At 67.5% G+C, this 17,949-nt stretch carries 19 protein-coding genes and 3 pseudogenes; 12 read left to right on the forward strand and 10 right to left on the reverse strand.

Going from position 1 to position 17,949, the window contains the following annotated elements:
- Positions 1-14 precede the first annotated feature (14 nt).
- Positions 15-308 (forward strand): HigA family addiction module antitoxin, encoded by a 294-nt coding sequence (locus ACWEOW_RS14000; protein ID WP_452269819.1) that lies wholly within the window; start codon positions 15-17, stop codon positions 306-308.
- A 586-nt stretch (positions 309-894) separates the two neighbouring features.
- Here the strand turns inward: ACWEOW_RS14000 and ACWEOW_RS14005 are convergent.
- Both ACWEOW_RS14005 and ACWEOW_RS14010 read right to left on the reverse strand, forming a co-directional pair.
- Positions 895-1,404 carry a hypothetical protein gene (locus ACWEOW_RS14005; protein ID WP_452269820.1) on the reverse strand — a complete coding sequence of 170 codons (510 nt, stop codon included), beginning with the start codon at positions 1,402-1,404 and terminating at the stop codon, positions 895-897.
- Between the two features lie 928 nt (positions 1,405-2,332).
- Positions 2,333-3,205 carry a DNA polymerase beta superfamily protein gene (locus ACWEOW_RS14010; RefSeq protein WP_452269821.1) on the reverse strand — a complete coding sequence of 291 codons (873 nt, stop codon included), beginning with the start codon at positions 3,203-3,205 and terminating at the stop codon, positions 2,333-2,335.
- Between the two features lie 140 nt (positions 3,206-3,345).
- On the opposite strand from ACWEOW_RS14010, the gene ACWEOW_RS14015 reads away from it, so the two are divergent.
- On the forward strand, positions 3,346-3,549 hold the full coding sequence (locus tag ACWEOW_RS14015; RefSeq protein WP_452269822.1) for a hypothetical protein: 204 nt from the start codon (positions 3,346-3,348) through the stop codon (positions 3,547-3,549).
- Between the two features lie 123 nt (positions 3,550-3,672).
- On the opposite strand, the gene ACWEOW_RS14020 is transcribed toward ACWEOW_RS14015, so the two are convergent.
- The 3 genes from ACWEOW_RS14020 to ACWEOW_RS14030 all read right to left on the reverse strand — a co-directional run bounded on the left by ACWEOW_RS14020 (position 3,673) and on the right by ACWEOW_RS14030 (position 5,471).
- The gene (locus ACWEOW_RS14020; protein WP_452269823.1) at positions 3,673-4,137 is read right to left on the reverse strand and encodes a nucleoside 2-deoxyribosyltransferase; all 465 of its coding nucleotides are present in this window, start codon (positions 4,135-4,137) and stop codon (positions 3,673-3,675) included.
- A 184-nt stretch (positions 4,138-4,321) separates the two neighbouring features.
- A complete protein-coding gene (locus ACWEOW_RS14025; RefSeq protein WP_452269824.1) occupies positions 4,322-5,092 on the reverse strand; it encodes a hypothetical protein in 771 nt (256 codons plus the stop codon).
- A gap of 178 nt (positions 5,093-5,270) precedes the next feature.
- Positions 5,271-5,471, reverse strand: coding sequence for a hypothetical protein (locus ACWEOW_RS14030; protein ID WP_452269825.1), 201 nt, complete (start codon positions 5,469-5,471; stop codon positions 5,271-5,273).
- A 946-nt stretch (positions 5,472-6,417) separates the two neighbouring features.
- Here ACWEOW_RS14030 and ACWEOW_RS14035 point away from each other — a divergent pair.
- The 4 genes from ACWEOW_RS14035 to ACWEOW_RS14050 all read left to right on the forward strand — a co-directional run bounded on the left by ACWEOW_RS14035 (position 6,418) and on the right by ACWEOW_RS14050 (position 10,374).
- Positions 6,418-6,648 (forward strand): hypothetical protein, encoded by a 231-nt coding sequence (locus tag ACWEOW_RS14035; RefSeq protein ID WP_452269826.1) that lies wholly within the window; start codon positions 6,418-6,420, stop codon positions 6,646-6,648.
- 334 nt (positions 6,649-6,982) lie between these two features.
- Positions 6,983-8,092 (forward strand): sugar ABC transporter substrate-binding protein, encoded by a 1,110-nt coding sequence (locus ACWEOW_RS14040; RefSeq protein WP_452269827.1) that lies wholly within the window; start codon positions 6,983-6,985, stop codon positions 8,090-8,092.
- A gap of 156 nt (positions 8,093-8,248) precedes the next feature.
- Entirely contained in the window at positions 8,249-9,100 is an 852-nt protein-coding gene (locus ACWEOW_RS14045; RefSeq protein ID WP_452269828.1) for an ATP-binding cassette domain-containing protein, read from the forward strand.
- Complete coding sequence (locus tag ACWEOW_RS14050; RefSeq protein ID WP_452269829.1) at positions 9,097-10,374, forward strand: sugar ABC transporter permease; 1,278 nt, start codon at positions 9,097-9,099, stop codon at positions 10,372-10,374. The genes ACWEOW_RS14045 and ACWEOW_RS14050 overlap by 4 nt, the downstream gene beginning before the upstream one ends.
- 258 nt (positions 10,375-10,632) lie before the next feature.
- Here ACWEOW_RS14050 and ACWEOW_RS14055 read toward each other — a convergent pair.
- The 3 genes and pseudogenes from ACWEOW_RS14055 to ACWEOW_RS14065 form a co-directional block, all read right to left on the reverse strand.
- Positions 10,633-10,851, reverse strand: a pseudogene (locus ACWEOW_RS14055) (MmyB family transcriptional regulator); the annotation flags it as partial.
- Between the two features lie 73 nt (positions 10,852-10,924).
- A pseudogene (locus ACWEOW_RS14060) lies at positions 10,925-11,068 on the reverse strand (transcriptional regulator); the annotation flags it as partial.
- Positions 11,068-11,280, reverse strand: coding sequence for a hypothetical protein (locus tag ACWEOW_RS14065; RefSeq protein ID WP_452269830.1), 213 nt, complete (start codon positions 11,278-11,280; stop codon positions 11,068-11,070). The gene ACWEOW_RS14065 and the pseudogene ACWEOW_RS14060, both read right to left, overlap by 1 nt.
- 61 nt (positions 11,281-11,341) lie before the next feature.
- Here ACWEOW_RS14065 and ACWEOW_RS14070 point away from each other — a divergent pair, with 61 nt between their 5' ends.
- Together ACWEOW_RS14070 and ACWEOW_RS14075 are read left to right on the forward strand one after the other, a co-directional pair.
- Complete coding sequence (locus ACWEOW_RS14070; protein WP_452269831.1) at positions 11,342-12,082, forward strand: SDR family NAD(P)-dependent oxidoreductase; 741 nt, start codon at positions 11,342-11,344, stop codon at positions 12,080-12,082.
- Positions 12,083-12,237: 155 nt separating this feature from the next.
- Complete coding sequence (locus ACWEOW_RS14075; RefSeq protein ID WP_452269832.1) at positions 12,238-12,588, forward strand: cytoplasmic protein; 351 nt, start codon at positions 12,238-12,240, stop codon at positions 12,586-12,588.
- Positions 12,589-12,726: 138 nt separating this feature from the next.
- On the opposite strand, the gene ACWEOW_RS14080 is transcribed toward ACWEOW_RS14075, so the two are convergent.
- Positions 12,727-13,614 (reverse strand): arylamine N-acetyltransferase family protein, encoded by an 888-nt coding sequence (locus tag ACWEOW_RS14080; protein ID WP_452269833.1) that lies wholly within the window; start codon positions 13,612-13,614, stop codon positions 12,727-12,729.
- Positions 13,615-14,241: 627 nt separating this feature from the next.
- Positions 14,242-14,607: a hypothetical protein gene (locus ACWEOW_RS14085; protein WP_452269834.1), complete on the reverse strand. Its 366-nt coding sequence runs from the start codon at positions 14,605-14,607 to the stop codon at positions 14,242-14,244.
- A 325-nt stretch (positions 14,608-14,932) separates the two neighbouring features.
- Between ACWEOW_RS14085 and ACWEOW_RS14090 the strand changes: the two are divergent.
- The 4 genes and pseudogenes from ACWEOW_RS14090 to ACWEOW_RS14105 form a co-directional block, all read left to right on the forward strand.
- Positions 14,933-15,346: pseudogene (locus tag ACWEOW_RS14090) on the forward strand (IS110 family transposase); the annotation flags it as partial.
- A gap of 304 nt (positions 15,347-15,650) precedes the next feature.
- Positions 15,651-16,118, forward strand: coding sequence for a transposase (locus ACWEOW_RS14095; RefSeq protein ID WP_452269835.1), 468 nt, complete (start codon positions 15,651-15,653; stop codon positions 16,116-16,118).
- Positions 16,119-16,237: 119 nt separating this feature from the next.
- Complete coding sequence (locus ACWEOW_RS14100; protein WP_452269836.1) at positions 16,238-16,522, forward strand: antibiotic biosynthesis monooxygenase; 285 nt, start codon at positions 16,238-16,240, stop codon at positions 16,520-16,522.
- Between the two features lie 226 nt (positions 16,523-16,748).
- Positions 16,749-17,057 carry a hypothetical protein gene (locus ACWEOW_RS14105; RefSeq protein WP_452269837.1) on the forward strand — a complete coding sequence of 103 codons (309 nt, stop codon included), beginning with the start codon at positions 16,749-16,751 and terminating at the stop codon, positions 17,055-17,057.
- The last annotated feature ends 892 nt before the right edge of the window (positions 17,058-17,949 follow it).

Raw genomic sequence — 17,949 nt, forward strand, 5'->3', positions numbered from 1 at the left:
GGCGGGTGAACACCATGACCACCATCACCCCGATCCACCCCGGCGAAGTCCTGCTCGAGGACTTCCTCGAGCCGCTGGGCATCAGCCAGAACAAGCTTGCCGTCGCCATCGGCGTACCCCCGCGGCGGATCAACGAGATCGTGCTCGGCAAGCGTCGCATCACCGCGGACACGGCCCTGCGGCTCGCGCGCTACTTCAGCACCAGCGACCGATTCTGGCTCAACCTGCAGACCCGCTATGACCTTGAGATCGAGAAGGACCACCTCGGTCACGCACTCGAGGACATCCACCCGCTCGCGGCCGGCTGAGGAAGGGTCACTCGGCAGCAGGATCAACTGACCCGAAAGATCGCGCTCCCGGCAGGAGACCCCGGAGGGGTATGGCGCATCACGCTGATGGTCGGGCAATCGCAGTTGCCCTCAGAGCGGCATTTAGGCTGGACGCTTACGACCACGGCGCACTGCGTCCCGGCCGTGTCGCCATGTGGGCACGTCGGCGGCGGGCGTCGTCTCATTTCTAGTCTCATTCCGCAGGGTCGCCGTTGTTCGGGAGCGTTCGCGCCACCCGACATCGAGCACGAGCGGCCGTCCGCGACCGGTCACGTACCTCGACGCCCAGACCTCGAAAGCGTGTGTGGGGGTAACTCCACCGTGGGTTCAAATCCCACCGCCACCGCCACCGCCATGTGATGTCTTGAGACATCACAGTGTCCGGCATGTCGTGAGATGTGGCGAGTGGATGCAGGGAGGAGTGGCTCGGGTTCCGCGAGGAACGAGCGAGACCCGAACGCGACGGCGTCGCACCGCCATGGCGCGTTGTGTTGCGCGGGATCTGGGAGGAGCAAGCGGTCGGGTGAGGCACAGGATCGCTGTCGTCTTTCCGTTGGCTCGGCGGCTATCCGTGGGCGAGTAGTTCCACCAGGACGACGGCAACGCCGAGGCCGAACTCGGCAAACAAGACGATGAGCCGCTGACGCAACGGCAGCCGGACGCGGCGGACTGCCAGGTAGCCGATCGCGATGAGGCTCGCCCCAAGCGCGTAGGTCGAGGCCCGCAGGGCCCGTTCGGTTTCCCAGACTCCGGCACCGGCGAATGCCAGGAAGATCAGGGGGAGCGCGATCACGCTGATCGACCCGATGGACACGCGGAGCATGTGCCGGAACTCGTCGGCGGAGGGCAGGGACGCGTGCACCGCGATGTGAGCCACCACATCGGCGACGAACACGGCGAGCAGTGTTCCTGTCACCGTGATTGCCAGCGTCGCTGCCGCCGAGCCGGGCGTGACCTCGTCGGCGTGGGAGCCCAGCGCGAGGACCACGGCAAGGCTGGTGAAGGTGACGTAGATGCGTTCCTTGAGTGTCTCGGCGCGTCGCCTGTTCTCGGCCTCGGCAGGGAGCACGGTCATGCGTTCATCATCGGGTCGATCGGTGCGGCGAGGGGCGTGAAGCACTGGGCAACCATGGGCTGGACGAGCGTGGTCAATGACGTCCGGCCCGTGTCACCAGGGGCAGGAAGAGGGTGTCCACGATCCTGGACATCTGCTAGCCCGCGAACGCTCCCGAGATCTGGTTCGAGGACCACGCCCAGCACTACCCGATCGAGTACCGCAGCTTCATCCAGTCAGCCGCGCGCGACCTCGAGGCCACGACCGACAACGCTTAGACCTGAAGCTCTCGCGCCAGAGTGTTCGGATGCGGCCGATCCGAGGCGCGCCTGCATCGAGAATTGCGTGGGGCCGATCCCGCGCTGCGACCACCGTCGAGTGCAGGACTTGAGTACGACACGAAGACCGCAGCCGGCTCGCCGCGGCACCGTCGGCCGCCCTTGCCAGGAGATGACCGGGGCTCAGTACTGGGTGCCGGCCTGCACGGTGTTGGTCACGACAACAACCTCGCGGGGGCTGTTGAGTGTGACGGGAACGTGGCCGACCCGGGCCCTGTGAATCCGCGCCCACGACTACCAAGTTTGGGCCGCCCGCGATCTCGGAGACGGCGGGCGGCGTCGGCGAGTGTGGTCTCATGCTTGGTGGCCAGTTGGGCATGAGTTCGCGCCCCGCGCGTCGGACTCGGAGAGTCCCTAGACTCGCCGAAGCGAGCATCGCGACGCGAAGGTCACTGGCGATCGACTTGAGGCAAGGTCACTGGGCCGCGCCGTGTAGCGCGGCGAGCCGGCGGGGAGCGCAGGTCTCAGCCCCGTGCAGGCCGGCGGCGGCGTTCAAGCTGCTGGCAAGTGACCACGACAAAGATCCCCCGAGCTGCTCGACGTGCGCGTCGGGCGTTCGTCCGCAGAGCAGCCATGACCGAGCGACTCCTCACCGTGTTCCAGGGTGTCGCTTATCGACTCCAGAATTCGATGTGTGCTCGGTGAAGCCAGTCGTTGACCCACGGCCGGTCCGGCTCCTCAGGGAGTGCTGATCCGTCGCGCAGGGCAATCAGGCGCGCCTCAGCAGCATCGACCTTCGCTACGACTTCGGCGAGGCCAACCTCGCCCCGCCGGACCCTGCGAAGATAGCTGCGCTCGGGCTCGGGAACCGGCAGCGTGATGCGCCCGGTCGTCAGCAGCTCGACGCCCTGGATGCCGAGGCGGAGGGCGTGCATCGCGAACTTGGTGTCGTACCCGTGGATGGCAACCAGTTCCGGTCGGTTGGTGTGCGCCCCCACCCCCCCGGTCATCGCGGCCCTCTGCGAGTTCAGGTAGCCAAGGAAGCGATCGGCGGCGAGTTTGGAAACAAACCGGTGGCCGTTGTCGACGAGTTCGGCACCGTAGCGGTTCCGGTAGACGACCTCCTCGTCGGGCACGAAGAGTGCCAGCAGCACCGTCGGGTTCCCGGCCAAGGCCAGCCGGCACCACTTGCGGGCCGAGTAGATGACGACGTCCAGGTCACCCGCCCCGGAACGGTTCGCCAGCCCGCCGGGCTCATCCCACACCGTGTGCCTCTGATACTGCTCGAACTCGATCTCACCGGTGCCGGCAACGCCGCGCGGGACCCTGGCGAGACCGGTGACGAACTCACGCGGCTCTAGGCAAATGCCCATCTCGTCGCGGTCATCCTGACCGCTGATCGACGTGCCGTGGACACCAGAACCGACCTGGACCCGCAGGATCAATCCCGCCTCCGCAATCGCCCGGGCCTCCTCGGAAGCATGCGGATGGCGGAAGCCGGAGGGCAGCGTCCTGACCCCGTCGATCGCGCGTGCTGGCGTCATGACACCGAACCGTACGTGAGGCGCCAGGCATCGTGCGAAGGGAATGGCTGCGCGACCCGCGCGGCTTTGTCGGACGAACGTCCTCCGCAACGCGGCTATGTGCGGAAGTCCGACGAGAGCGCGTCTGCAACGATGAACGCGTGGGCGCGGACCATGACTGGGTGGCGATCAACGAGCTTGTCGAGGCGGGCCTTCGAGACGCCAACCTCCTGGACGCGCCGCCGACCAGCGCCGAGGAGCTTGGCCACGTGGCTGAGACCGTGACCGACCATCTGGTGGCGGCCCTAGCTCGTGGTGAGCTCTCCACGCGCGACGACTGGTGGGGGCAACAGCCGTCACGCTGATCGCGGCTATGGTCGGGCGTTCGCCCGGAGAGCCATGACCGGGCGAGCGTAGCCGCCCTCAACGCGGCAGGGGAGGGCGTACGTCAGGGAGTCCCCCGCGGCGGCCGAGTGACGCTCTAGCCCTCAGCCGGAATTCGCGTCATGTGATGTTCCTAGCGTGCCCGAACCCGCCTCGATGTGAGCGAGGGCTTCCAGGGTCATGCCGACGACGTGGGTGGTCGAGGCGGCCGGCAGGTCGAGGCGGATGGTGGCCGCCTGGGTGAGCATCGGGTTGTACTCGCCGGCGTTGCCTGCCATTGCGCGGAGATCGGTCCGAATGAGCACAATCGACTTCTTCGTGCCGAACGCGTAGCCGACCTCCCAACAGGTGCCCGATTCCGGGGTGGGGCCGTCCATGATCGCGACCAGGCCGTCGGCCCAGTCGATCCCGGCCTTGTCGGCTGCGAAGATGCCCACGGCGTCCAGGCCTGACTCCTTCTCCTGTGGCAGGAACACCTCGTGCCCGGCGGCACGCAGGGCAGCGGTCACCTCCGCATTCCAGACGCGCTCTGGCGTCGTGAAAAGGGGACCCGCGAAATACAGCTTCATTCCCCGAGTATCGGGGAGCGTGACCGACCTCCGGCGGGGTTGCCGCGGACTGACACACCGTTTCGCTGCGCACTGTCATCGGCAGCGTCGGACCTCGAACGAGGCCATGCGCCTGCTCAAACGCAGGCTGCCCGACATCGTGTTCCCACGATGCTCGCCGACACGGTGCAGGCCTGAGCCAAGCTCAGGTGAGGTGGGCAGCGACCGCCGCGAGTGCGCGGTCCCGTTCCGCATTCGTCCATGGCCGCTGCCCGTCCAGGACGACCCAGTCGACACGCTCCGGGGTCAAGAACGCGACAGCAGCCGCCACACCCGACGGGGCAGACTCCGACGGCACGAACCCGACGACTGCCCGCACCCCGTGAACGAGCTGGACCGTGCCACCCGCGCAGTGCTCGAAGGCCGCCTGCGCGAACTGCCCCATCCGCTTGGGGTCGTGCGCAGGCAGCTCGATCTCGGCGTAGGTCATGACCCGCGAGGCGGAGTCCGGCCGGGCTCGGCCACTCTCCTCGGTGACGATCCTGACGTGGCGCACCCGCTGGGCTCCCGAGACAATCAGCGGGTCTCCCCAGCCCGTGTGGGCCCACGGACCGCGTAGGCCACAGTCGAGATCCTCGAACGCCGGTAACCTCCCGGCGCACCGGGCATCACCCGCATCCCGGCCGGGAACGAGCTCCTCGTTGATGTCGATGGTGCGCGTGACACCCCGCTCTAACAGGTCCTTCACCGGCATGTCGGCTCCCGCGCCCGCACCGAGGTCTCGAGCCTGGACGCACTCGACCGCTTCCGGAATCACGGTCATCGACGGGCCCATCGAGCTTTGGGTGGGGTCGGACGGTTGTGGGATCGAGGTGCCCGCGGTGCACCCGACGAGCGCAATGAGTGGAGCAACAACCAGCGCAGCCAGGCGGAGCGCCCCCAGCCGGCGTCGGCCCCGTTGACCCCCCTCGTCCATGATTGGCATTATGCCAAGCACGATTTCGGTTGGCGCTCGTTGAGTGCCGGCGAGATCGGTAGGCCCGGCATCGGTCCCATCGACTAGGTGTTGCGGCTCATGAGGTTGATGACATGGTCGTGAGTCGAGGTCGGGCAGGTCCTCGGCGGCAAGATGACTAGCGCGAACCAACTCGTCTTCAAGCCGGCCGGAAGGACCCGCTCCATGCCCCCGAGGCCACCGCCAGCGGGCCCGGCAGGCCACCGATCCACGACCGGATCTGCCCATGCGACGGCGTGAGCCTCGCCTGGATCAGCTCACCCGCGACGCCATCGATCGTTGCCGCCGCGACCGACCTGGCGTGCACGTCCAGCCCCACACTCGTACGCTCGGCAAACACCGGGGCCTCCCACAACTGTCGGACGGGCCGATCAGGCAGCCCCTGATCGGTAACCCACGAATCTCTGAGAGTGAGGCCCCGGCCCGCAACCAGCTCACGCGGAGCCGGTCAGTCATACCGTCCAGGCCGGCCCCATCAGCGAGGAGCGGCCAGAAGCGCGGACAGAGCTCAGGTACTGGGACCGGATGGGTTCGCATTCGCATCAGACGGCGCGGAGTGAGGCGGGCCACCGAGCCAGCGACCCACGGTCGAACCGTTCTGTTTGACAGGCGCGGGACGACCAACAGCTGCGCCGTGGTCTTTTTAAGCACACCCTTCCGCGATCGACGGTTGGAATGCATTTTCGGCGCAAAATGTTGGCCCGCCGCTGCCGCGGAAGGGCGCCCGATGTCCTGGTTCCATCGCACTACTCGTTGGCGAATTGGGGGGCGTTTACCTGATTACGAATACCTGCTCCAGTAGCCGATGTGGCTACAACACCATCACCAGCCGGAGGGTTCCGTGGTGCCCCTCATGAGCGATCTGGAGTTTGTCCATTGTGGTCGCCCCAGTATGCAAGGTTCGCAGGCGCTATGGCGTCGCTCGCACTGATGCCAGCGCTACGACAGCGGATGGTCGACATGCTGCAGGTCAGCTAGTTCGAGAAGCCCCTGGCGGAGCCACGCGTGACCTGGGTCCTTTGTCAGTGCGTGACGTCCGGCTCACGATCTCCGTGCTGGGCTGAAGGCGGGGGATGGGCGGCTCGAGGAGGCCTATGCCGGCTGCCTCGCCGATGTCTAGCGCCAGTCGCTCGTGCACAGGCGTGTTTGGGCGAGTTCCTTTGAGAGGGAACGGAGCCAGGCCGAACCCGGCGGTGATCTCGGTGTGGCGGGGTACGCCGAGGAAGTCGAGCGCGGCGCCCGGGTTCCGGGCGCAGACGTGCCCGACCCGCAGTGCGTAAGGAGGCGTGCTGGAGCTGGCGTCGGGCGGCCGCGACGGTACCAATGTTGCGGCCGCGGCGCGCGGCGAACCTCTCGCGCAGTCCGCCGACCTTGGTGTGCGGGCCGACCCGCTGGACGGATTCGACCGCGGCCCAGCGGACCAGCCGGAAGCCCTGTTTGGTGATCGGGCCGCGATGGACGTGGGCGTCGGACTCGCGCTGCTCTTCGGGCTCAAGCGGGCCCACGAGGCCAGGTGAGGAGCGGCGGGCAACTGGTGCACGTCGCCCGCTACCCGGTCGACCTGCGCTCGGTCGCGCACGGCACAGGCACCTTCACCCGCAGTTTTGTCCCGTATGACTACATACCTCCGGCCTTGGCCTGGGAGGTCACGATCTGGGCCGGGTCACGGGTCTGGACTTGCATCGCGTGGTCGGCCAGCGTTACGCGATCGTTACTGGATGCACCGAAATCCACACCATCGGCCCGTTGCGCTTCGAGGCTCTCGGCATAATGTTTTTCAGCACAACGTAATGCGTGATCGTCCTCACACGACGGCCACCCACTGGGAAGGGACGACCGATGAGTACTGGCATGAAGCGGCGGGTGCTGCCGGTAGCGGCTGCAGCCGCCTTGGTGCTCGGGAGTGCTGCCTGCGGCAGCGACTCGGGCGGAGGCGGGTCCACCGGGGGCACGGCCTCCGGAGGTTCGGCGGCCAAGACGGTCGGCGTGATCCTGCCGGACGCAACAACCTCGCCTCGCTGGGAAGCCAACGACCGGCCCAGTCTTGAGAAGGCGTTCACGGCCGCGGGTCTCAAGTCCGACATCCAGAACGCCGGTGGTGACAAGTCGAAGTTCGGCACGATCTGCGACGCCATGATCAACGAAGGCGTCTCGGTGCTGATGATTGTCAACCTCGACTCCGAGTCCGGCGGCGCCTGCCTGAAGAAGGCCGCCTCGGCCGGTATTCCGAGTATCGATTACGACCGGCTCACGCTCGGCGGCGGCGCGTCGTACTACGTGTCGTTCGACAACGTGAAGGTCGGCGCGCTGATGGGCACCGGTCTCCAACAGTGCCTCGGTGACAAGGCCCAGGGCGCGGGCGTCGTGTACATCAACGGCGACCCGACTGACAACAACGCTGCACTGTTCAAGCAGGGCTACGACACTCAGCTGAAGCAGGACGGCAAGGTCAAGATCCTGTCGTCGGACGTGTCCGGCTTCTGGGACGCCACCAAGGCAGGAAAGGCCTTCGACGGTCTGTACACCCAGTTCGGCAACAAGATCCAGGGTGTCATCTCGGCCAATGACACGATGGCCGGCGGCATTGTCGCCAGCCTCAAGCGCAACGGCCTCGCCGGCAAGGTGCCGGTCACCGGACAGGACGCCAGCGTCGAGGGTTTGCAGCGTATTCTCGCCGGCACCCAGTGCATGACGGTCTACAAGAACACCAACCTCGAGGCCGACGCGGCGTCGAAGCTGGCGATCGCACTGGCCACTGGCAACAAGGCCGCGGCGGATGCTCTGGCGACGTCGACGGTCAAGGACACCGTAACGGGCAAGGATGTCCCGTCCGCCCTTGCCACGCCAGAGGCGATCTACCAGGACTCCGTCAAGAAGGTTGTCTCCGACGGCTTCCAGAAGGCCTCGGACATCTGCACGAGTGAGTTCGCGGCCGCCTGCACCAAGTACGGCGTTTCCTGACAGACGCGAGAGGGCCGGCTCGTGCCTGGGGCCGGCCCTCGAGCATCTGCCGCACGCTTTTACGCGCCATACCGCGCGGGCCCGACATCCGGGGGTATGTTCGGGCTGCTAGCAGACCCGCTTGGCCAGACAACCCGGCTCAACGTGGAGGCCTCGATGACGACGATCACAGCAGCGGAGTCCGTCCCGGTGGCGGACCCCACAGCGCCCTTGCTCTCACTTCGCGCGGTCAACAAGAGTTTCGGCGCGGTGGATGTGTTGCGTGGCGTCGATATCGACGTCCGCCCAGGGCGGGTCACCGCATTGGTCGGTGACAACGGGGCCGGCAAGAGCACCCTGATCAAGGGCATCGCCGGGATCCACACCTTCGACGCCGGCGAGTACACCTTCGAGGGCAAGCCCGTCACGGTGCACAGCCCGAAGGACAGCAACGCCCTCGGCATCGAGGTCGTCTACCAGGACCTCGCGCTGTGCGACAACCTGGACGTGGTGCAGAACATGTACCTCGGCCGCGAGCTGAAGAAGAGCGGCCTGTTGGACGAGGACACGATGGAGGCCAGGGCCAAGGAGACGCTCTCCGGCCTGTCTGTGCGCACCCTGAAGTCGGTGCGCACCCTCGTGGCCAGCCTCTCCGGTGGCCAGCGCCAGACGGTCGCGATCGCCCGCGCCGTCCTGTGGAACTCGCGGATCGTGATCCTGGACGAGCCGACCGCGGCGCTCGGTGTGGCCCAGACCGAGCAGGTCCTCCTATTGGTCCGGCGGCTCGCCGACCGCGGGCTGGGCGTGGTGCTCATCAGCCACAACCTGACCGACGTGTTCCAGGTCGCGGATGACATCGCGGTGCTCTACCTGGGTCAGATGGTCGCTCAGGTAGAGGCCAAGACTGTGACCAACAGCCAGGTGGTCGAACTGATCACGGCTGGGCGTTCCGGCGACCTGGGGCTGAAGCATCCGATGGCGGACGTGATCGAGGAAGGCGTGAGCGCGACGGGGGACGTGTCGGCATGAGCACCGTCACTGAGCCCCAGTCGGCAGAATCGCAGTCCGGCTTCGCCAGCACCGCCGGGCCTGAGACGATCGGCGAGGCGGCCCGCGCCTACATACAGAAGGTGCGCGGTGGCGATGTCGGCGCGCTGCCCGCCGTCGCGGGCCTGATCGTGCTGATCCTTGTCTTCACGGCGCTGCGCCCATCGACCTTCCCGACCGCGTTCAACGTCGCCAACCTGATCAACCAGAGCGCCGCGGTGATCGTCATCGCCATGGGCCTGGTCTTCGTGCTGCTGCTCGGCGAGATCGACCTGTCGGCCGGTTATGCGGCCGGGACGTCGGCGGCCGTCATGGGCATACTCATGACCAATCACGGCTGGCCCTGGCCGATCGCCCTCGCCGCGTGCCTCCTGACCGGTGTCGTCATCGGCAGCTGCATCGGCCTGCTCGTGGCATACCTGGGCATTCCGTCGTTCGTGGTCACGCTCGCCGCGTTCCTTGGGCTCCAGGGCCTGCTGCTCGTGCTGATCGGCGAGGGCGGCACGATCCCGTTCCGCGACGACACGATCCTCGCGATCATGAACAGTAACCTCCCCATCTGGCTGGGTTGGACCTTGTACGTCGTCGGGATGATCGTCTATGCAGGGTTGACCTACCGGCGGTCGGTCGCCCGCCGCCGGGCCGGGCTCACCGGTGACGCCCTCTCGGTCTGGGCCTTCAAGATCGGGGCGCTGGCCTTCCTTCTCGGCCTCGCGACCTGGTACCTGAGCAGGGAGCGCAGCAAGAACATCATCGTGACCTCACTCAAGGGTGTTCCGATCGTGGTCGTCGTCCTGCTTGCGCTGCTGATCATCACCAGTGTCGCGCTGGGACGCCTGTCGTGGGGCCGGCACGTGTACGCCGTCGGCGGTAACACCGAGGCAGCCCGGCGGGCCGGCATCGGTGTCCAGACGGTGAAGCTGTCCTGCTTCGTCATCTGTTCGACACTGGCGGCCGTCGCCGGCGTGCTCCTGGCCAGCCGGGACAACTCGGTGTCACCGACGACGGGTGGCTCCTCGACCCTGCTGTACGCCGTTGGCGCAGCCGTTATCGGTGGCTGCAGCCTGTTCGGGGGCAAGGGCAAACCGGTCAACGCGATCATCGGTGGCCTCGTGGTCGCCGTCATCGACAACGGCATGTCGCTGCTCAACCAGCCCTCGGGCCGGGTTTTCATGGTGACCGGACTGGTCCTGCTCGTCGCGGCCAGCGTGGACGCCCTGAGTCGTCGTCGGGCCGCGGCGAGCGGCCGAGCTTAGGGCCACTGGGGCCGAGGAGGGCCCAATCGGGTTAGCTGTCGTAGAGCGTGGTCCGGGTGACCCATCGGGGGTGGGTTCCGTCTGTCTTGAGGGTGAGGATGTCCGCATAGGTGTGCCGACGATCCCCGGGCGGCGGCCCGGCGACCATCCTGGTCCCGTCGGGTGACCACGATGAGCCGAGATAGGTGACGTTGCCGCCGGCCTCGAAGGCCAGCTGACCGGAGGCGGCTTCATTCCGTAGCGCACGTAGTGGGCGCCTCAGTCGACGAGTGCTTGTGTGCCCAGAACGAGCGCGAGCGCCAGCCGCTCGGCGTCTTCGGTGCCGGGCTCGGCGGTGTAGACGGTCATCCGCAGGTCGTCCATGGCGACGATGAGCGTGTCGCAGTCGAGCGTGATTGGGCCAACGGCCGGATGATCGACAACCTTGCGCCGCGACATCTCTGCGGGCGCTGGCGGGGCAGCCGACTCCCATAGCGGGGTGAAGCACGGGGCGGGAGTCGCCCAAGTCGTCGATCAACCGCCGCAGCCCCCCGTCGGGGGGGTACCGGGCGGCTGCCCGCCGCAGGTCGGCGACGAGCAGGGCGACCTGTTGCGCGTACTCGTCCGGTGTGTGCACGACAGGGTTGCGACGGCCGTTGAGGTGGCGCCAGACGGGGTTGCGCTCGAGGCCGCGCCAGCCGGTCGTGTCACCCATCAGGGCGTCATACGCGGCATTGGCCAGGACGAGGGTCCAGCTGCGTCGTAGACGACGACGGGGGTGTGGGCGAGGCGGTCGAGCATGCGCTGCACGCTGGCCGGCACACGAGAGGGGAGGATGTCGAGCCCGGGCACGGTCAGGCCGGCGAGCTCGTACATCAGGGCGCGGTCGCCGTCGCGGAGATGCAGCGCCCGGGCGAGGGACTCCACGACTTGGGCGGAGGGAGCCGTTTCCCGGCCCTGCTCGAGCCGGGTCAGTTAGTCGGCCGAGATGCCGGCCAGCTGGGCGAGCTCCTCACGGCGTAACCCGGCGGCTCGGCGGCGCCGGCCGACCGGCATACCGACGCTGTCCGGGGTGACCCGGTCACGCCAGCGACGCAGCGCCCGGCCGAACTCCCCCCGCGACGTGCTGTTGCTGGGGCGCGGTGGAACCGCACTGGACGACACAGCCGAGCAGGCGTGGGGACACGGGGTCAACGTCCACGAGATCGGGTGCGACTTCGCCCCGCTTTCCGACGTCCGCGACGCGGCAAGCACCGTGCGCAACCTCATCGAGGGCGGGCACCTGGGTCGGCTGAGCGCGCTGGTCGCCAACGCCGGCGCCATGTCAACCGACACTCGGCTGTCGTCGGTCGACGGCTGCGAGCTGACCTTCGCCGTCAACTACCTGGCCCATGCGCAGCTGGTCGGTGACCTCCTCGACTCGCTGGCCGACCGGGCCCGCATCGTGATGGTCGGCTCGAACACCTATCACGCCAACGTCTGGCGGCGGCTGCTGCACGTGCCGGCCGCCGAGTGGCGCGACCCGATTGCGCTGGCGAAACCAGCTCTGGGAGAGGACAACCCAGGCATGAAGGTGGCGGGCGTGGCCTACTCCAACGCCAAGCTGGCGATCCTCTACTACGCGCACGAGCTTCAGCGGCGGGTCGGGCGCAGGGCTGGCCCGCATGCCTGGCGTGGCCATAGCGGAGAAGTGCCCACAGGGTTCCCTCGTGCGGGATTGTTTGCGTGACAGGGTCGTTCGGGCCCGGCATGATGGTTATGCGCCCAGCCGTCCCCTGTCGGCTGGGTGCCCAGGTGTTCCCCCGGCCCAGGTGCCCATCCGGCCGTCGAAGTCCGGCGGCGCTCTGCGGACCGGGATCGTGACCGAGCCCAAGGAGACAGCAGGTGTCCGATCCCACAGTGTCCAACCCCGACCTGTACAAGGTTGTCTTCGAGAACGACCGCGTCCGCGTCCTCGAGTACCTCGACCATCCGGGCGACGCGACGACACCCCACAGTCACCCCGACTCCGTCATGATCACCCTCAGCTCCTTCTCCCGAAGGCTTCGGAGCGGCGATCGCGACGTCGATGTCGAGATGCCCGAGCACCAGGTCCGCTGGCTCGACGCCCAGGAGCACGCGGGCGAGAACATCGGCACGTCCACCACACATGTCGTCTTCGTCGAGCTCAAGGAGCCCGTCGCGGCCCGGGCCATACCGGTCGACTCCGGAGACCCGGTCCTCGGCCCCCGATGAAGCCGACGCCGCACGTGCGCCCACACGGTTGGGTGGAATGAGGCTCGGTTGGTCGCAGGTGACCCCGTCGATGACGCACGTGCGGTAGAACCAGCGTACGCGGGCAGGGCGGCGACGGATGCGGGGCCGGGGCGAGGCTCAGTTCTGCGCGGCTTGTGACTCTTCCCAGCGGTGATGCGCGGCAAGGACATTCGTCCAGAGTCGATCGCGCGTCTCCGGTGCCATGGTCGGGAACCGAAGCGCGAACACGTCGGCCAGCACGTCGAACCACTCCGCGCGACTGGTGACGGGTTCGTCGGTGTGGGCGCCGTCGCCGACCCGGCTCAGCACCAGCCCGCGGATCACATCCGCCCCGGTGGCGTCGCGGCGCTCGGCCATCGGCACCTGGACGAAGCCCGACTCGGGTGAGGTGGACAGCCAGCGGTGCTTCGCCTCGAAGTCGGCCAGCTGGGCGCGGCCCTGCGTCCATGTCATCCCGGTGAATCCGCCCGCCGGGTCATGGGTCAGGTGCCATTCCGGCCGGTCGGCGGACTGCTCGAGCGACAGCCGGAAGGGTCGCTGGTCGTGCCATCCCGCGACGAGCGGAAGCGGCTCGTGCAGGGCGTCGCCCAACCCGTTGTCGACGTACCAGGTCCCGCCCGGGTTCGCGTCGCTCGGCGGGAGCTGCACGGTGAGGACCAGATGGTTGCCCATAGCCTCGGGGTTCGGGCCTTCGGGGCCGTGCACTCCGCCGACATGGCCCTGCACGGCGTACCCGAGAGAGCTGAGCAGCAGTCCCAGCGCCCCGTTGGTGTGGTAGCAGTATCCGCCCCGGCCTTCTAGGGCGATACGGGTCGCCGACTCGTGCGGGTCGATGCCCCAGGCTTCGCCGGCAGGGATCCACCACGTCTCGTACGGGATGCGCTCGGCATGGCGACGCACCAGCAGCTGCATGGCCTCCACCGACGGCGGCTCGGAGGGGATGCCGAGACGTGCGAGGTACGCCCGCCGGACATCAGGATCCAGTCGGGCCATCGATTCGAACACAGCCCACCCACTTTCCCTTTGGGAGTCTGACCGAACCGCCCTCGTGCAGACCGCTCACCCTCCGGGGTGGGCAGGCCCCCGCGGCGGGGTCGTCAAGCCTTGGTGTGGACTCGCTGCGGACCTTGAACTGCAACAACTTTGGCAAGGGATCGTGTCCCCTGCCTTACGATCTCACGCTCGCAGCCGGCGTCGACCAGAGCCTACTGTGCCTTGAGGCAGTCGTGGGCTGCCGTGGGTGCTCGCACAGATGTGCGGCTTCACGCGTCACCCTCGCTCGGGGTCCCGCTGCGCGGGTACCGACGCCAGGTGGGCAGGAATGCCCCCGCCAGGTCGCGAGCTCAAACGCGGCCACGATCCGACAGAAGCGTTGCGACGCCCGGCCTTGCCCCTTCAGGCGCCCGCGGCTGCCGGACCCGCGCAACAGGTCCTCAGCGTCGAATCCACTCCGTCGCGATGCTCAAAGTGGCCAATGGCTTACCAATGCCGCCCGGCCGGGAAGTGTCCGGACGCCCGGAGTTCGAAGACGCGTGCCCTACCACCACCGCGTGAATGCAGCCGAGCCGCAGCCCGCCCGATAGGCCGACCGCGCGACCGGCGTGAGCCGTGATCGCGGCAGTTGCGGACGTTTCAGCTGACCGCGGGTCTCACCTCGAAGGCGACCACGTCCGGCTCGGCTGGGTCGTTGCCCCACACGGTCACTGCGCATTTGCCGGGCACGACCAGGAGCACCTCGTACACGCGGTTGTGGACGTCTCGGATCGACACTTGCCCCTCTGTCTCGAGGCTGAACTCGCCGAGACGGCTCAATCCAGCGATGTGTGGTGTCGGTTCGAGTTCCACGGTCGTCAAGCCGTCGGCTACCGAGACCACCCCGACAGCCACGCAGTCATTGGTCGCCGCGACGGTGCTGTTCGCGAACGATGCTGGGGGCGTGAACTCGTCGCGGCCGACCAGCAGGACTACGGAGTTCCGTGGTTCGATCTCGGTGGCCACCTCGGCTAGCCTGCCATCCGAGCCATGGGTCCTTCTCATGGGGAGGCGGTCATCGGCCGGCAGGCGGAGGTCCTCCGCGCGGCTACTTGGAGACTGGTCGCAGGATCGGTGTCCGGCCAGGCTCGGTCCAGGTGCTCGGCGAGACGCTCTCACATTGCGGCTGCCCACCGGTGTGATTGGTGTGGCTCTCTCATGGCATTCGGTCTCGTCGGACACCGCGCGAGGAGAGGCTCGAAGGGGGTTTGTTCAGCTCGAAGTAGCAATGCCCTCCCCGCTTCAGGTCGCTGGGTGAACGAGGAGAAGTGCGATGGGCGTGATCATCGGGATGGACCCGCACAAACGCTCGGCCACGATCGAGGTCATCAACCAGACCGGGCGAGTACTCGCGGTGGGACGGTTCGATACGGACAAGGCCGGCTACGCGGCGATGCTGGCCGCCGGCCGAGAGCACGGCACCACCCGGGATCGGGTGTGGGCGGTCGAGGGCTGTAACGGCATCGGCCGACACATCGCACACCGGCTCGTGCACGACGGGGAACGGGTGGTCGACGTCCCGCCGAAGCTGTCCGCGCAGGTACGGATCTTCGCCACCGGCAACGGGCGCAAGACCGACCCGGTCGATGCTCACTCGGTGGCGTTGGCGGCGTTGTACGCCACGGTCGAGCCGGGGTTGCAGCCGGTGCTCGTGCAGGACGACCTGCTCGTGCTGGGCCTGATGGTGGATCGCCGCGACGAGCTGGGCCGGGCCCGGACCCAGACGATCAACCGGCTGCATCGCCTTCTGCTGGAACTGATTCCGGGCGGCGCCAAGGCGTTCCTGTCCGCGCCGCAGGCCCGTGACCTGGTCGCGACGGTCAAACCACGCGACGTGGTGGGCAAGACCCGGCGCCGGTTCGTCGCCGAACTCATCGGCGAGCTCGAGAGCATCGACCGCAAGATCAAGGCAGCCGAAAAGGAGCTCACCGCACTCGTCCGGGAGCGCGGCTCGAGCCTGATGGAGCTGACCGGGATCGGCCCGACCGGTGCCGCGCGGCTGCTGGCCGATGTCGGGGGACATCCACCGATTCCGCGACAAGGACCGGTTCGCCTCCTGGAACGGCACCGCGCCCCTGGACGCCTCCTCAGGAGCCCAGCAGCGGCACCGGCTGTCCCGGGCCGGGAACCGTCGGATCAACCGGACGCTGCACATCATGGCCATCGTGCAGCTGCGCAACCCGGCTCCCGGCCGGGAGTTCTACGACGCCCGTAAGGCCGGCGGGACACCCTCGATGATGGCGATGCGCGCCCTGAAGCGGCGCCTGTCCAACATCGTGTACGCGCGCATGGTCGCCGACCAGAACCGACGCGACCAACTCGTTGAGCAGCAGCATGTGACGGGCCCGGGAGGGCACCGGGGACACGACTCTGACTCCAGCGCGACCGGCTCACATCCCCACACCGGCTCTTCGGACAAGCCACTTCCCGAACCCGCCACCAGCAAGCGTAGAACCTTGGCCACGACCAGGTCTTGACCTAAAGGGGTGCCATGAGCGTGGGGCCGTGGGCGTCGCACAAGATGAGCACTAGCATCCTTAGCAGACCGGAGTCTGCCCGCCACCTTGGCGGGATAACCGGGATGACGGAGGCCAACATGGGGATCAAGGTCGTGATCGAGTTCCAGGCCAAGCCGGGGGAACGCTCGAAGCTGAAGAGCTCACTAGAAGAGATCTCGGCCACACATGGTCCGACAGCACCGGGCTTCTTGGGCAGCACAGTGTACGAGACCCTCGACTCCCCTGACGGTCTCATCGAGATTGCCGACTGGGAGTCCGCCGAAGCCCAGGCATTAGCGGTGGAGCAGGCCATGGCCACGGGGATCTACGCATCCGTGTTCGATCTGGTCGCGGCTCCCTTCAAGGCAACCCGCATAGGCTAGTCACCCAACCCGACCGCGGCAAGAGCGGACGTTTGCCCGGGCCTGGCTCGAACGGGCCTCCCTCCCCGTGCTGCGTACCATGAGGCGTCTGGGCTGTCGCGGGTTCCGGCGGAGGTGGACGGTGGGTCGTCGAGCGCGTTGGGTGACTGGTGGCGTCGCAGCAGTGGCTGTGTTGCTCGCGGTTGCCGTCCTCCCGGGGCGTGGGAGCTCCACGAATGAGCGGCCGATGCTGATCACGCCGGCATTCGTGGCGACGCTCGGCCTAGGCGGCGACTCTCGTACCGTCGTGATCGGCTTCCCGTGGTCCGAGGAAGGGTTCTGCGTGGGCCAGTTCGCGGTCAGCGCCGGTGAGACACGAACACAGGTCATCGTCAGCCAGGTCGAGGCCAGACGGGTGTCGGAGGACGAGATCTGCGCCGGCGTCGGGACCAACAAGGGTATGGCGGGCGAGTACCTCGAACTCAGGGAGCCGTTGGGCAACCGAATCGTCACCCGAGCCGTAGACGACAAACGCCTTGAGGTACGCGGGCGGTAGCGAGGCGCGAGCAGCCGGGTCATGAGCTGGCGCTGGTGTATCCGCCCGGCGGCATGAGCGGACGTACGAAAGTGGGTGCGGCCGGTGTGCGGACGCGGGACTATCGGCCATGGCATCAAACCTGATTTGCCTAGTGATAGGTCACAAGTGGCAGCAGCGTGTCGGCCGAGAAGGCGAACGGTTCCTCAAGTGCGGTCGGTGCGGTCGGGAAACGGACAACCCCGGACCGCCGCCATCACCGATCGGTATGTAACGCCACCGGCTGACTTAGGACCTCAAGTCGGACGGGGGCCCGTGTCACGCTCGTCCTCAATTCGGCTGAGTCGGACGCTCATGACCACGCGTACCGCCCCACGCCGCATCGGCACCATGTGCGACGCATGCGGACGTGGTCACATTGCTGGTCCCATTCGCCTTCGTACATGTCCTGCCGTCGGCGTGCGCGGGTGCGGCTCGGGAGCACAGGGCGTCCCACCGCCAGCGCCATTTACCTGCGGAAACGCCGGTCGGCTCCTCGTGGAGCCGACCGGCGTTTCCCGTCTTAGTCTCATCCTGGTCTCATCTTGGTCCTGGCTCGAGCTGCTCGAGGGTTGGCCAGGGGAGTCCGCCGGCTTGCATGGCGACCTCCTGACGGATGGGAGTGATGACGGGGCGTAGCGCGGGGTCATCGCGGGGGGGTTGCTTCAGCCCATGAGGCTCATGATCGTTGGCTGTCTGACGCACAGCATCAGCAGGACCGTGGCTGCAGTGTGGAGAGCGTCGTCGAGGCGCCTGTCCAGGATGCCGGCTTCCTTGAGCAGTGCCCTCCAATGGGACCAGTCAGTGCGCGGGTTTGTGGGGTTCCCGGTTTCGGTCGTGAAGACCCAACGCCTTCATGCCAGGCGCTTCCAGC

It is taken from the genome of Monashia sp. NPDC004114 (assembly GCF_053603855.1).

What these genes read in the sequence shown, in the direction of transcription:
- ACWEOW_RS14010 (WP_452269821.1), bottom strand. Translation starts at nt 3,205, where the DNA reads ATGACGCCAGCACGCGCGATCGACGGGGTCAGGACGCTGCCCTCCGGC.
- ACWEOW_RS14100 (WP_452269836.1), top strand. Translation starts at nt 16,238, where the DNA reads ATGGGGATCAAGGTCGTGATCGAGTTCCAGGCCAAGCCGGGGGAACGC.
- ACWEOW_RS14005 (WP_452269820.1), bottom strand. Translation starts at nt 1,404, where the DNA reads ATGACCGTGCTCCCTGCCGAGGCCGAGAACAGGCGACGCGCCGAGACA.
- ACWEOW_RS14095 (WP_452269835.1), top strand. Translation starts at nt 15,651, where the DNA reads ATGTCGGGGGACATCCACCGATTCCGCGACAAGGACCGGTTCGCCTCC.
- ACWEOW_RS14105 (WP_452269837.1), top strand. Translation starts at nt 16,749, where the DNA reads ATGCTGATCACGCCGGCATTCGTGGCGACGCTCGGCCTAGGCGGCGAC.
- ACWEOW_RS14000 (WP_452269819.1), top strand. Translation starts at nt 15, where the DNA reads ATGACCACCATCACCCCGATCCACCCCGGCGAAGTCCTGCTCGAGGAC.
- ACWEOW_RS14040 (WP_452269827.1), top strand. Translation starts at nt 6,983, where the DNA reads ATGAAGCGGCGGGTGCTGCCGGTAGCGGCTGCAGCCGCCTTGGTGCTC.
- ACWEOW_RS14045 (WP_452269828.1), top strand. Translation starts at nt 8,249, where the DNA reads ATGACGACGATCACAGCAGCGGAGTCCGTCCCGGTGGCGGACCCCACA.
- ACWEOW_RS14050 (WP_452269829.1), top strand. Translation starts at nt 9,097, where the DNA reads ATGAGCACCGTCACTGAGCCCCAGTCGGCAGAATCGCAGTCCGGCTTC.
- ACWEOW_RS14025 (WP_452269824.1), bottom strand. Translation starts at nt 5,092, where the DNA reads ATGGACGAGGGGGGTCAACGGGGCCGACGCCGGCTGGGGGCGCTCCGC.
- ACWEOW_RS14070 (WP_452269831.1), top strand. Translation starts at nt 11,342, where the DNA reads ATGCCGGCCAGCTGGGCGAGCTCCTCACGGCGTAACCCGGCGGCTCGG.
- ACWEOW_RS14020 (WP_452269823.1), bottom strand. Translation starts at nt 4,137, where the DNA reads ATGAAGCTGTATTTCGCGGGTCCCCTTTTCACGACGCCAGAGCGCGTC.